General features: G+C 72.2%; 10 protein-coding genes and 1 riboswitch. Of the genes, 3 read left to right on the forward strand and 7 right to left on the reverse strand.

The features are described 5' to 3' along the window. Both BCF74_RS12045 and BCF74_RS12050 read left to right on the forward strand, forming a co-directional pair. Positions 1-1,269: a DUF58 domain-containing protein gene (locus BCF74_RS12045; RefSeq protein ID WP_106298202.1), complete on the forward strand. Its 1,269-nt coding sequence runs from the start codon at positions 1-3 to the stop codon at positions 1,267-1,269. Further along, positions 1,266-3,581: a transglutaminase TgpA family protein gene (locus BCF74_RS12050; RefSeq protein WP_106298203.1), complete on the forward strand. Its 2,316-nt coding sequence runs from the start codon at positions 1,266-1,268 to the stop codon at positions 3,579-3,581. The genes BCF74_RS12045 and BCF74_RS12050 overlap by 4 nt, the downstream gene beginning before the upstream one ends. Positions 3,582-3,668: 87 nt before the next feature. On the opposite strand, the gene BCF74_RS12055 is transcribed toward BCF74_RS12050, so the two are convergent. The 6 genes from BCF74_RS12055 to BCF74_RS12080 form a co-directional block, all read right to left on the reverse strand. Beyond that, on the reverse strand, positions 3,669-5,501 hold the full coding sequence (locus BCF74_RS12055; RefSeq protein ID WP_106298204.1) for an RNA polymerase sigma factor: 1,833 nt from the start codon (positions 5,499-5,501) through the stop codon (positions 3,669-3,671). Between the two features lie 236 nt (positions 5,502-5,737). Further along, the gene (locus BCF74_RS12060) at positions 5,738-6,112 is read right to left on the reverse strand and encodes a universal stress protein (RefSeq protein WP_106298205.1); all 375 of its coding nucleotides are present in this window, start codon (positions 6,110-6,112) and stop codon (positions 5,738-5,740) included. Positions 6,113-6,249: 137 nt separating this feature from the next. Continuing rightward, on the reverse strand, positions 6,250-7,377 hold the full coding sequence (gene metX, locus BCF74_RS12065) for a homoserine O-acetyltransferase MetX (RefSeq protein ID WP_106298206.1): 1,128 nt from the start codon (positions 7,375-7,377) through the stop codon (positions 6,250-6,252). 11 nt (positions 7,378-7,388) lie between these two features. Further along, a riboswitch (SAM riboswitch) is annotated at positions 7,389-7,499 on the reverse strand. 92 nt (positions 7,500-7,591) lie between these two features. Continuing rightward, positions 7,592-8,746, reverse strand: a complete 1,155-nt coding sequence (locus BCF74_RS12070) for a DUF4192 domain-containing protein (RefSeq protein ID WP_106298207.1) — start codon at positions 8,744-8,746, stop codon at positions 7,592-7,594. A gap of 95 nt (positions 8,747-8,841) precedes the next feature. Next, positions 8,842-9,258 carry a YkvA family protein gene (locus BCF74_RS12075; RefSeq protein ID WP_106298208.1) on the reverse strand — a complete coding sequence of 139 codons (417 nt, stop codon included), beginning with the start codon at positions 9,256-9,258 and terminating at the stop codon, positions 8,842-8,844. 3 nt (positions 9,259-9,261) lie between these two features. After that, positions 9,262-10,011, reverse strand: coding sequence for an EcsC family protein (locus BCF74_RS12080; protein ID WP_106298209.1), 750 nt, complete (start codon positions 10,009-10,011; stop codon positions 9,262-9,264). Between the two features lie 124 nt (positions 10,012-10,135). On the opposite strand from BCF74_RS12080, the gene BCF74_RS12085 reads away from it, so the two are divergent. Beyond that, a complete protein-coding gene (locus tag BCF74_RS12085; protein ID WP_106298210.1) occupies positions 10,136-11,836 on the forward strand; it encodes a DNA polymerase in 1,701 nt (566 codons plus the stop codon). Between the two features lie 157 nt (positions 11,837-11,993). Here BCF74_RS12085 and BCF74_RS12090 read toward each other — a convergent pair whose 3' ends face one another. Then, on the reverse strand, positions 11,994-12,902 hold the full coding sequence (locus BCF74_RS12090; protein WP_106298211.1) for a proteasome assembly chaperone family protein: 909 nt from the start codon (positions 12,900-12,902) through the stop codon (positions 11,994-11,996). Positions 12,903-12,939 lie beyond the last annotated feature (37 nt).

Genomic DNA, 12,939 nt, shown 5'->3' on the forward strand with positions numbered 1-12,939 from the left:
ATGCGCCGGTTCCGTGAGTCCCTGACGACGCGAGGTGCTGCCTTCCTCGCATCGGGGGGCGTCCTCGTCGTCGCCGGGATCCTCCTCGGCCAGCACGACCTCAGCCGGATCGGCACGGTGCTCTGCGCCCTGCCGCTGCTCGCCGGCCTCCTCGGACGCCGGCACGACCTCAGCCTCGACGTCGAGCGGGAGGCCCGCCCGTCGCGCGTCGTCATCGACGAGCCGGCGGTCATCGGCATGACGATCCGCAACCCCGGCCCGTCCCGCTCCCCCGTGCTCCTCGCGGAGGAGCACCTCGACTACGCGCTCGGCGACCGTCCTCGGTTCGTCGTCCCCGGGCTCGCAAGCCAGACCTCGACGCACCTGGAGTATGCCGTTCGCGCGCATGCGCGTGGAGCGCACCGTCTCGGCCCGCTCGGCATCCGGGTCCAGGACCCGTTCGGGCTGACCCTGCGGCACACCTCGATCAGCAGCGACGACGAGCTGCTCGTCCTCCCGCGGGTCGAGCAGCTGGCCGCGGGCCGGTCACTCGGTCGCGGACTCGGCGCCGAGGGGTCGGTCCCCCACCGGGTCGCCCTGCACGGCGAGGACGACCAGTCGATCCGTGAGTACCGCGACGGCGACGACCTGCGACGCATCCACTGGCCGGCCACCGCACGCACCGGCGAGCTCATGGTCCGTCAGGAGGATCGCCCCGCCAAGAGGCGCGCGGTCATCCTGCTCGACACCCGCGCCGGGTCGCACGCGGGCACCGGGCCCGGCTCGTCGCTGGAGTGGGCCGTCACCATGGCTGCCTCCGCCACGAAGCACCTGCTCGACTTCGGCTTCGCCGTCCACCTGCTCACCACGGATCCGGACCGGGAGTCCGGGGTGCGCGAGGACACCGAGCTCGACGCCGCCCTCGAGACCCTCGCCCGGATCGGCACCAGCCCCGAAACGGGCATCGACTCCCTGCTGCACGCCGCGAGCGCCGCCACCGCCCAGGGCGGGCTCGTCGTCGCTGTGGTCGGCGGCCTGGACGACGCGTCGGCCCGGGCCCTGTCGTCGCTGCGCCAGCCCGGTGGACCGGGACTGACGTTCGTCATCGACGCGGCGTCGTTCGTCCGCGAGGGCGCGGCGGTCCCGCGTGTCGCCGGCGCCGATCCGCGTTCGACGACCGCGTCCCTCGCCGCATCGGGCTGGTCGGTTCTCACCGTGCGGCCGGAGATGGGCGTCGCGGACGCCTGGACGTCCGTCGCAGGGGCTCGTTCGCTCGTGGGTGCACGATGAACCGCACCCGGCCGATCGAGGCCCTTCTCGCGGCGCTGGCCTCCTTCGGCGTCGCGCTGCCGCTGCTCACCCTGTTCGACGCCAACACCTGGGTGCGCCCCAGTCTCCTCGTCATCACGGTCATCGCCGTGGTGGGCGTCGGGCTGCGGGCGGCCACCTCGTCTCGGCTGGCCGTCGTGTCCGGCCAGCTGGTGGCGGGACTCCTCGCCGTGAGCTGGCTGCACGGCCGCGGGCACCTGTACTTCGGGTTCCTGCCGGGCCCCGACACGTTCTTCTCCTTCGGCGTGCTGCTCGGCGAAGCCCAGCAGACCGTCATGACGTTCAGCGCGCCGGTGCCGACCGAGCGCGGGGTCGTCGTCGCGATCACCATGCTCGTCGGGGTGACCGCGCTCGTCGTCGACGCCGTCGCGGTGACGTGGCGGATGCCCGCCCTCGCCGGGCTCGGGCTGCTCACCGCCTACCTCGTGTCCGCGACGAACTCCGGCGACGGCCTGTCGTGGCGCTACTTCGTGCTTCCCGTCGGTGCCTGGCTGGCGCTGCTCGCGACCCAGGGTCTCGGGTCCCTGCGCCGGTGGAGCAACGCGCGGCCTCGCACCGGGAACGACCGCGAGGACGACCCGCTCCTCGGCGTCGCCGGGACGGCCCGCATCCTCGGGGTCGCGGCGATGGCGATCGCCGTCGCCGTGCCGGCCCTCGTCCCCCACCTGCCGACGACGTTCATCGCCGACGGGCTCGGTCGGGCCGACGACGGCCGCGGCGGGGGCGCCGTCAACCTCAACACGACCCTCGACCTGCGGCGCTCGCTCGAGGACCGGTCGGAGAACCCGGTCGTCACCTACCGCACCTCGACGGACACCCCGGAGCCGCTCCGCGTGGCCATCCTCACGCGCTACCGCGACGGCGAGTGGGGCACGCGCCTCCAGCCAGACCGGGTCGTCGAGGGCCGGCCCGAGCCGCTCGTCGCGGACACCGGGGTCGAGCGCGAGTCCGTCGAGTTCACGGTGACCGAGAACCGCCTGAGTGCACCGCAGATCGCGATGCCGACGCCGGTCGAGTCCGTCGACCTCGGCGGCGCCGTGTTGCGGACCGACGAGGTGGGCAGCCTCGCCGTCGACCGGTCCGTCGACGAGTACTCGACGCGCTACACCCGGCTCGACCCCACAGCGGGCGACTTCGGCAGTGACGGCCCAGGGCCACCCTCGCTCGACGTCGGCAACTACCTCGACGTCGACGAGGCCAGCTTCGCCCGACTGTCCGAGCTCGTCGACACGGTGGTCCCCCAGGACGCGAGCGCCCTCGAGACGGCCCGGCTGCTCCAGGCCCACTTCCGCAGCAGCCAGTACACCTACTCACTGGAGCTGCCCCAGCCCACGGACCCCGTGTCGGGGCGGACGATGATGGCCGACCCGCTGTCGAACTTCCTCATCTCGCGCACCGGGTACTGCGTCCAGTTCACGACGGCGATGATCATGGCGAGCCGCATCCGCGGCATCCCCGCCCGGATGGCCATCGGCTTCCTGCCCGGCACGCGGGACATCGACGGCTCCACCTACACCGTGCGCGCCGCCGACGCACACTCGTGGCCCGAGCTGTGGTTCCCCGACCTCGGGTGGACGCGGTTCGAGCCCACGCCCGGTGTGCGGGCTGGGGCCGCGCCCGAGTACAGCCTCATCCCGACTGAGGTCAGCCCCACCGAGACGGCCTCGCCGACGGCCACCGCGCCCGCCGCGACGCCGACCCCCACGCAGCGCCCGGACACCGACGCCGGGACGACGGAGACCGAGCCGACGACCGACACGGGCCCGCTGGTGTGGGTGCGCCAGAACTTCCTCACGGTCCTCGCCGTCGTCGTCCTCGTCATCGCGCTGCTCCTGGTCCCGGCGGCCGCGTGGGTCCGGCGACGACGGCGCAGGGCCAGCGCCCGTGACGATGCCGAACGGGTCGAGGCCGAGTGGGCCTCACTCGTCTCACGGCTCGGCGACCTCGGCTTCGCTCCCCCCGACGGCGCGAGCCCGCGCCAGGCCGGGGCACGACTCACCGACGACGCCGTGCTCCGCGGCGAGCCGCAGGAGGCCATGGGGCGCATCGTCTCGACGCTCGAGCGGGCGCGGTACGCCCCACCGCAGGCGACGTTCGACGACGTCGCACCGGACGCCCGTACCGTGTGGCGGGCAGCCCTGGGGACACGCCAGCGCAGCGACCGCATCCGCGCCCACCTGCTTCCCGGCGACGGGATCCGCCAGTGGAGCGACCTGCGCTCGGGTGTCCTCGACTGGCCCCGGCGCGCGTGGAGCCGGCTCCGTCGACGCTAGTTCGCACTCTTCCCGAACGCACGTATGCCGGGTGCGCACCTCGCGAGGTGCGCACCCGGCATACGTGCATGCTGGGGAAGGCCGGTGTCAGTCGAGGTAGTCGCGCAGCGCCTGGCTGCGGCTCGGGTGGCGCAGCTTGCTCATCGTCTTGGACTCGATCTGGCGGATCCGCTCACGGGTCACGCCGTAGACCTTGCCGATCTCGTCGAGGGTCTTCGGCTGACCGTCGGTGAGGCCGAAGCGCATCGAGACGACGCCGGCCTCGCGCTCCGAGAGCGTGTCGAGGACCGAGTGCAGCTGCTCCTGGAGCAGGGTGAAGCTCACCGCGTCGGCGGGCACGACGGCTTCGGAGTCCTCGATGAGGTCACCGAACTCGCTGTCGCCGTCCTCGCCGAGGGGGGTGTGCAGCGAGATCGGCTCGCGACCGTACTTCTGCACCTCGACGACCTTCTCGGGCGTCATGTCGAGCTCGAGCGCCAGCTCCTCGGGGGTGGGCTCTCGGCCGAGGTCCTGGAGCATCTGCCGTTGGACGCGGGCGAGCTTGTTGATGACCTCCACCATGTGCACGGGGATGCGGATGGTGCGGGCCTGGTCGGCCATGGCGCGGGTGATGGCCTGACGGATCCACCACGTCGCATAGGTCGAGAACTTGTAGCCCTTGGTGTAGTCGAACTTCTCGACCGCACGGATCAGGCCGAGGTTGCCCTCCTGGATGAGGTCGAGGAAGAGCATGCCGCGGCCGGTGTAGCGCTTCGCGAGCGAGACGACGAGTCGCAGGTTGGCCTCGAGGAGGTGGTTCTTGGCGTTCTTGCCGTCCTGGGCGATCCACCACAGCTCGCGCTTGAGCTTCATCTCGATCTTGTCGCCCGAGTTGAGCCGCTCCTCGGCGAACAGGCCGGCCTCGATGCGCTTGGCGAGCTCGACCTCCTGCTCGGCGTTGAGCAGGGCGACCTTGCCGATCTGCTTGAGGTAGTCCTTGACCGGGTCCGCGGTGGCACCGGCGGTGACGACCTGCTGGACGGGTGCGTCCTCCTCGTCGTCGTCGCGCAGGACGAAGCCACCGGCGGTCTCGGACTCGGGTGCCGCGTCGGACGCCGCGTCCTTGCCGTCCTTGTCGGAGCCCTCGGCGTCACCGGCGTCGGAGGAGTCGTCGGCACCGGCCTCGGCGGTCGTGTCGTCGGCAGGCTCCACCGCTGCGTCCTCGAGCTCGGACTCGTCGACGTCCTCGGGCTCGACGTCGGCATCCTCGTCGGTCTCGACGTCGGGGGCGGTGTCGGTGTCGGCCTGGGCCTTGCCCTTGGCGGTCTTCTTCGCGGCGGTCTTGGTCGTCGCCTTCGCGGCTGCGGCCTTCTTGGCGGGCGCTGCTGCGGCCGCAGCCGCCTTCTTCGTCGTGGCCGCCTTGGCGGTCTTCTTGGCCGGCGCCTTGGCGGCGGTCGCGGACGTGCCGGACTTCTTGGCGGGTGACTTCGTCTCGGCGGCCTTGGTCGAGGTCTTCGCTGCGGCCTTCTTGGTGGGTGCCTCGCTCTTGGCGGCCTTGCTGGCCGTGCTCTTGGCCGCGGCCTTCTTCGCCGTTGCCGCCTTGGCGGTCTTGGTCGTGGCCGTCTTGCTCGCAGCGGTCTTGGTCGTGGCGGACTTGGTCGCAGCGGCCTTCTTGGCCGGTGACGAGGTCGTCTTCTTGGCCGTCTTCTTCGTCGCCGCGACGGCGCGGTCCGTGCCGCTCACGACGACCTCGATGCCCTGCGTCGCGAGGGCGGTGAGGACGATGCGCCCACGGCTCGCCCGGACGCCGGCCGCGTGGATCGCCTGCGCCACCTGCTCACCGGACACCGAGCCGGACGTGCGGCCGGCGCGGACGAGGTCCTGCAGCGCCGGGTGGGCGAACTCGCTGGGGAGGGGCGTCTCGGAGGCATTCGCGGACACAGGCAGCACCGACAACCTTTCGTCAGGGGGCACACGGAAGAGGGCTCACGGGGCGGGCGGAGCGCCGATCCGGCGGGGTCGAGTTGCGCACTCTCCGACGCCATCCGCTTCGTGTGGATCGGCCGTTGCCTTGAGGGTGCACTGACATTATAAATCGCCTCGGGGGCGTCCCCCTATTCCAGGGGGCCACTCAGCCGCGCCATGAGCCCGCGGGACCCGTCCGATGGGGCTGCCGATCAGCTCTTGACGGCGAGGACCGGGCAGGGGGCGTCGAGCAGGATCCGCTGCGCGTTCGAGCCGAGGATGAGCTTGCCGACCGGGGTGCGACGACGCAGGCCGATGACGATGAGCTCGGCGTCGAGCTCCTCGGCGGCCGCGATGAGGTCCTCGGCGGGCTCGTTGCCCCGCACCAGCTGGCGGGTCTCGACGTCGACGCCCTGACCCGTGAGGTCGTCGAGAGCCTTCTGCAGGTCACCGGAGCCCTCCCCCGCGCCGTCGCGGTCGGAGTTGATGACGACGAGGCTCGTCTTGCGGAGAACGGCCTCCTGCCCGGCCTGCGCCAGCGCGGCCGCGCCCTCCTTGGTCGGGACGTATCCCACGACGATCGCCACGAGTTCCTCCTAGTGAAGTCGGGCGGCCCGCTCGGGCCCTTGGGGGGACGCTACCGGACAATGTGACGCCTGACACGCTGCCCGGGCCGCTGACCTGCGCGGCCGCTGGAGCGCGGCCGCTGGAGGCCGCTGTCCGCTCACCCCGCCTCGAGCGCCTCGCGGATGATCTCGCCGACCCGGTCGATCTCGACGAGGAACCCGTCATGACCGTGGCGTGAGGTGACGTGACGCAGGATCGTCCCGGGTCGCAGTGCGGCGATCTCCTCGGACAGCCGCTCCGGATAGAGGCGGTCACTGTCGACGCCCGCGACGACGAGCCGGCCGCCGAAGGTGGTGAGCGCGGCGGCGACTCCCCCTCGGCCGCGGCCGACGTCGTGGCTGTTCATCGCCTCGGTGAGGACGACGTAGGAGTTCGCGTCGAAGCGTGCGCCGAGCTTGCCGGCATGGTGGTCGAGGTAGGACTCCACGGCGAACCGTCCCCCCTCCTCGACCGGAGCATCCCCGGGCTGGCCAGCACGTCCGAAGCGCTCCGCAAGCTCGCCCTCGTGCCGGTAGGTGACATGAGCGATGCGCCGGGCGATGCCGAGCCCGTCGAGCGGTGCCGTGTCGTGCGCGTAGTAGTCGCCGCCGTGGTAGCGCGGATCGCTGCGGATCGCGAGCAGCTGTGGCTGCGCCCACGCGATCTGGTCGGCCGTGGCGTAGGCCGTCGAGGCGAGCGCGATGCACGTGCGGACCCGCTCGGGCAGGCTGGTCGCCCACTCGAGGGCGCGCATGCCCCCCATCGACCCACCGAGGACGGCGGCGAAGGTGTCGATCCCGAGGTGGTCGGCGAGCCGCGCCTCCACGGCAACCTGGTCGCGGACGGTGACCGACGGGAACCGGCTCCCCCACGGCTGCCCGTCGGGGGCGTCGCTCGAGGGCCCGGTCGTGCCCTGGCAGCCGCCGAGCACGTTGCTCGCGACGACGAACCAGCGGTCGGTGTCGAGCGGGCGCCCGGGACCGACGAGCCCGTCCCACCAGCCCGCAGTCGCCTGGCCGGGGCCGGCGGGGCCCTCGACGTGCGCGTCACCGGTGAGGGCGTGCTCGACGAGGACGGCGTTGTCGCGTGCCTCGTTGAGCCGGCCCCAGGTCTCGTAGGCGAGGGTCACCGCAGGCAGGCGTCCGCCGCGTTCGAGGTCGACGGACCCGATGTCGACGAACTGTCGGCGACCCACCGGGTCGCCGGGGCGCCAGTACGCCGTCGTCGGAACGTCGGTGACGGTCATGGGTGCTCCTCGCGTCGCGCTTGCCCGACGGATGTCGGCGGGCCGTGTCCTCACCCGGGGCACCCCACCGCGAGGAGGGTTGCCGCCCAGCCAGCCGGGGCTTGTCGCTGGGACTCGTGACTGGCTCGAGTCTAGGACGCCGGCATCCCGACGGACACGAGCTGTCCGCAGCGTGAGAGCGGTCGAGTGTGGGAGCGGTCGGGTGTATGAGCGGTCAGGCGGCGAGGTCGGCCCAGGAACGTTCGGGCCGCAGCTGGTGGGCGATCATCTGGTCGAGGTACCTCGCGAGGCGATACGTGCCGTCAGCCCGCAGCGCCCGGATGACCGCGTCACCGGCGACGGAGCCGTTGCCGAGACCCCAGGCGACGGCCGCGGTGACCGTGCAGATGGCCGCGGCCTCACCGCCCCACTCGTCGGGCACGCGGCGGGCCAGGCCGAGCAGACGTCCCTGCACGGCCTCGGACCACGCCGCGGTCAGCACCGGTCCCGACGGCACCGCGTCCGCCAGCAGCGACGTCGACCGGTCGTCGATGATGTCGAGGGGAAACATCACCGGCGACATCCACGCGATGAGGGCGTCGCGCCACTCCTTGTTGCGCAGGGAGAGCAGCATGCGCGCCAGCTCGCTGTCGCTGACCTCGCACGCGTCGCCGCGGTCTCCCTGCGGCTCGAGGACCCGGGACCACAGCTCCGGCACCCGGTCGACCTCCTCCATCCACCGCCGAGCGTTCTCGAGGACGGTGGCCACCGCGGGGTCCTCGGGTGCGGTCTCGTCGAAGACGCCCTCCGGGTCGAGGACGGCGTCGACCTCCTGCCACAGCGTCGCCAGCTCGTCGCCGACAGGCGTGCTGGCGCAGCGGTCCTCGGCGACGAGGGAGCTCAGCGCAGTGCGGCTCTCCAGGGGCGCCGCTCCCCGGGCGATGAGCTCGGCAACCGCCGGTACGGCTGCGTCGTCGGGCAGGGCGTGCCCGGCCGCGTGCTCGGGACGCAGGCCGACCAGCTCGTCGGTGGGTCGGCAGCACCATCCCCACCAGCACCCGTCGCGGACGACGACGTGGTCCACGACGCCGATGTGTCGTCGCAGGATCCCTTCGTGCAGACGGGTCATGAGGCTGCGTGACGCACCCGCTTCGCCTTCGTAGCCGACGAGCAGGATGGCATCGGGCCCGATGCGGTCGATGCTCTCGAGGATGCCGTCGGCGGCCTCGCGCACGTGGCGCTCGGGCGGAATGTCGACGCGCGCGATCGGGGCCATGACGCCGCCGGTCATCATCGCGAGCACGACGCAGTCGTCCAGCCGGTACCCCAGCTGGTAGGGCAGGACCGCGAGCAGCTCGTCGGTCGTCGAGATCTTCAGTGAGTGGGTCATGTGCCCCAGCGTGGGCACGACCCGGCACTCACGAGAAGGTGACGGTCACCCGCCTGTGGACAGCGGACGGCATACCGGTCGCCTGTGGACGACGCTCACGCACGCGGCGACGACGAACCGCCACGGAGGTCGTCGTCGACGACCTCTCCCGGCACCGCCGCACCGTGTCCCGAGCCTCGCCCGGTCGAGCGCTCCCACGCGAGGAACTCCTCGGTCTCGGTGACGAGCTGGGCGGCGAGCCAGGACCCGACCATCGCGTCGTCGGCGAGCCCGAACGCCCCGAGCAGGCCTTCGGGCAGCAGGTCCACCGGCGACACGAGGTAGCCGGCGGCCCCGGCCATGAGCAGCAACCGTCCCGCGGACGTGCCGGTGTACTCACCGCTGCGAACGGCACGCACGAGCCGCGGCACCGCCTGGGCCCGCTCGGCGAGCGAGGGACCGCCCGGGCGGGAGGCGATCTTCACCGCCGTCGCGAGGCTCTTGAAGGTCGAGACCTTCGAGTGCAGCGCCACGGCTCAGCCCTGGGTGATCTGGGTCGGCGCCGCGGAGAACTCGCGGCGTGCGTTCTCGCCGATGCGCTTGAGCAGCCAGCCGTCAAGACCTGCGCCCACGACCCCGCCGACGAGCGGGACGTTGCGGCCGAACCGGCTGAAGGTCTTCTTGCCCGCAGTCGACAGCAGCCGGAACCCGACCGCCTTGTTGACGACCATGAGCGCCGGCCCGGGCAGGCGCTGCGCGGCGAGGTTGGTGATGCGGCCCGTGGGCGCGACCATGCCGGCCTTGGCGAGCAGGTCGTCCGCGTCCGCACCGACGAGGGTGAGCAGGACCGCGGTGCGGATCTGCGGCTGCTTCAGGTCGTGACCGCGCAGCTGCGCGATCGCGGCCGTCATGCGGGTGGCGATGAGGTAGAAGCCGAGGACGTTCGCCGGGAGTGCGACGGGCAGCGTGATGAACCCGCCCACGCTCGTGACGAACCCGCCCGCGGCGGCGAGCTTGAGGTGGCTGCTCACGACCTTGTCGACGGCCTCGTCGACGTTGCCGCCGGCCTTCTTGAGCGCGTCCGCGGCGATCTTCGAGGCGGAGTCGAAGGGGCCCTTGCCGTCGATGCCGGTGTCGAGGAGGTTCTCGACGAGCTTCGCGGCGGAGTTGCCGACGAACCCGCGGTCCTCCGGCGCCTCCTTGGCCTGCTCGAGCGCGGACTTCGTCTGCGCGATCTGCTCCTTGGCGTCCTTCGCGTCGTCCTTGCCGAACCCGAAGAGTCCCATGTGACCTCCATCTGTCGTGGTCAGTCGTGTTGGTCGTGGTCGTGCGTTGACCCGATCCTGCCACGTCAGAGGGGGTGTGGCGGGGGTTGGCCGGGGTGTCGGACGCCTCACCTAGGCTGCGCCCATGGCCCAGTCCGGCGGCTCCGCCGACCTCGTCGCCGCCGTCGTCCACGGTGCCCGTGCGGCTCTCGCCGGCGACGGCGTCCGGGTCGCCGGGACGGTCGCCGAGGTGGCCTCCGAGATGGGTCGTCTCGAGGACACGTCCCGTCCCCGGTGGGTGCTGTGGTCCGCCCGGTATGCCGCCCCGCTGGCTGCCGCTGCCGGCGCACCCCCGGCGCGCACCTGGGACCTCGCCGAGGCACACCGCATCCTCCACGGCGGCTGGGCCGCGGAGCCCGGACGCATCTGGGCGCACGCACACGGCATACCGGTCGAGACGCTGCCGACACCGTCGGCAGGTGATCTGTTCGACTTCTCCGGCACCGACGAGGTCGACCCCGACGAGCTGGTCCGCAGGGACGGGCACCTGCGTCCCGATGCCGAGTCCCAGTGGCTCGGGACGGACGGAGACCGGCTCCTGCGCTGGGCCGATGCGGCCCTCGACTGCGCTGTGCGACAACGGGATCGGGCCAGCTCGGTCAGTCCGCGAGTCGTGTCGACGATCCACTCGGAGTCGGCTGCGGCGGCGATGTGCCTCGAGCTCGAGACCGGTGGGCTGCCCGTCGACCGCGCGGCGATGGAGCGCCTCATCGCCGACTTCGCCGGACCCCGCGCAACATCGGAGGAGGCCGCGGCCGCGGCGCGACGCGAACGCGACGCAGCGGTCCTGCGCCACGTCCCCGGACGGGAGGGCACCGACCTGCGCAACCCGGCGCAGGTCCGTGAGCTGCTCGCCGCCGTGGGCGTCGACGTGCCCAACACCCGCAAGTGGGTCCTCGACGCCTACCGGCAGGTCCACCCGGTCGTCGACGCGCTGCTCACGTGGCGCAAGGCCGAGCGGATCGCGACCACCTACGGCTACCGGTGGCTCGACCACGGCGTCGGTGTGGACGACCGGCTGCGCGGCACGTGGACGGCGTGTGACGGCGCGGCCGGACGGATGACGGCGGAGAACGGACTGCACAACCTGCCGGCGTCGCTGCGCGCGGGAGTGGCCGCCCATCCCGGTCATGTCTTCGTGCGGGCGGACCTCGGCCAGATCGAGCCGCGCGTGCTGGCCGTCGTCTCGGGTGACGCGGCGTTCGCGGCCGCGACGCAGGCCGACGACCTCTATGCCCCGGTCGCGGCCCGGCTCGGTGTCGAGCGCCCGGTCGCCAAGGTGGCGGTGCTCGCCGCGATGTACGGTCAGCGCAGTGGAGCCGCGGGAGAGGCGCTGCGGGGTCTGGAGCGGGCCTACCCGGTCGCGATGGGCCTGCTCGACCGCGCGTATGCCGCGGGCGTACGCGGGGAGCCGGTGCGCACCTTCGGGGGTCGGCTCATCCCGACCGGGCGCTTCCTCGCCCAGTCCCCCATCGGCACGAACCCCGCCCTGGATGCGGCGCGGGGACGGTTCGCGCGCAACGCGATCATCCAGGGCGCGGCCGCTGAGCTCTTCAAGGCGTGGGCGGCAACGGTGCGGGCGCTCGGCCGCCCGCTCGGGGCGGAGATCGTGCTGTGCCTGCACGACGAGCTGCTCGTGCACGCGCCCGCGGACCGTGCCCAGGAGGTCGCCGCGCTCGTCGACTCAGCGCTGGCGGACGCGTCGCGTCGCTGGTCGGTCGGAGCGCCCGTACGGTTCGTCGCCGACACGTCGGTCATCGCCCGCTGGTCCGACGCCAAGGACTGAGAGCCCCGTTCGTCACGACTGGTTGCGCACGGTTCGCCTGTCGACCGCCCACTGATTGCGCACGGTTCGCATGCCGACCGCCCACTGATTGCGCACAGTTCGCATCGGATGCGCAGCGACGATGCGAACTGTGCGCCATCAGTGAGGGGAAAGAGGCTCAGTCGTCGTTGACGCCCTTGAGGAACTCCTCGATGTCGGCGCCGATCTCGTCGGCCGACGGGAGGTCCTCGGCCTGCGTCGCGAGCAGACTGGGGCGCTCCTGACCCTCGACGAAGGCGTCGTACTGCTGCTCGAGCGCATGCACGACTTGGCCGGCCTCGGCGTTGTCGGCGAGCTCGGCCGCGATCTCGCGGTTGTTCTCGCCGACCCGGGCGATGAGGTCGTCGTTGGGGAGGTTGAGCCCGGTCGCGTCGGTGATGGCGTTGAGGGCGGCGAGGGCACCCTCGGCCCACTCGGCCTGCGCGAGGTACTGCGGCACGTGGATGGCGAAGCCGAGCGCGTCCTGGCCGGCCTCGCCGAGGCGCAGCTCGAGCAGCGCCGGGAAGCTCGCCGGCACCTGGACCTGACCGAACGGCGACTCCTTGCCGCCGACGAGGCGCGGGTCGGTGGCGTGCCCGGTCATGCCCACGGGTCGGGTGTGCGGGACGCCCATGGGGATGCCGTGGCTCGTCACGACGAGGGAGATACCGAGGATCTGGATGAGCTGGCGGATCGCCTCGATGACCCGCTCCCACTGGTAGTCCGGTTCGGGGCCGGTGAGGAGGTAGTAGGTCTGGCCGTCGCGGTCGGTCATCCGGTAGAGCACCATCGACGGGTCGGCGTAGCTCTCCCAACGGTTCGTGTCGAACACCATCGCCGGGCGTCGGCCGCGGTAGTCGAGCAGCTGGTCGACGTCGAACGTCGCGACGACCTCGGCCTCGCTCGAGTCGACGAGGTGGGTCCCGAGGACGCGCTGGATGTTTCCGGCGTCGATGAAGGCGCCGAGGAGCACGATGAGGGCGCCCGGCTGCCGAGTGGGCGGCTGGGCGTCGAGCTCGAAGCGGTAGAGGTCAGACGGGTTCTGCACGGGAACAGCCTCTCAGGGGGGTCACGTGACAGGTCAA

Origin of the sequence: Knoellia remsis (genome assembly GCF_003002895.1) — a bacterium.
GTDB lineage: Bacteria > Actinomycetota > Actinomycetes > Actinomycetales > Dermatophilaceae > Knoellia > Knoellia remsis.

What these genes read in the sequence shown, in the direction of transcription:
- metX (WP_106298206.1), bottom strand. Translation starts at nt 7,377, where the DNA reads ATGACCGTCACCGACGTTCCGACGACGGCGTACTGGCGCCCCGGCGAC.
- BCF74_RS12070 (WP_106298207.1), bottom strand. Translation starts at nt 8,746, where the DNA reads ATGACCCACTCACTGAAGATCTCGACGACCGACGAGCTGCTCGCGGTC.
- BCF74_RS12050 (WP_106298203.1), top strand. Translation starts at nt 1,266, where the DNA reads ATGAACCGCACCCGGCCGATCGAGGCCCTTCTCGCGGCGCTGGCCTCC.
- BCF74_RS12080 (WP_106298209.1), bottom strand. Translation starts at nt 10,011, where the DNA reads ATGGGACTCTTCGGGTTCGGCAAGGACGACGCGAAGGACGCCAAGGAG.
- BCF74_RS12085 (WP_106298210.1), top strand. Translation starts at nt 10,136, where the DNA reads ATGGCCCAGTCCGGCGGCTCCGCCGACCTCGTCGCCGCCGTCGTCCAC.
- BCF74_RS12045 (WP_106298202.1), top strand. Translation starts at nt 1, where the DNA reads ATGCGCCGGTTCCGTGAGTCCCTGACGACGCGAGGTGCTGCCTTCCTC.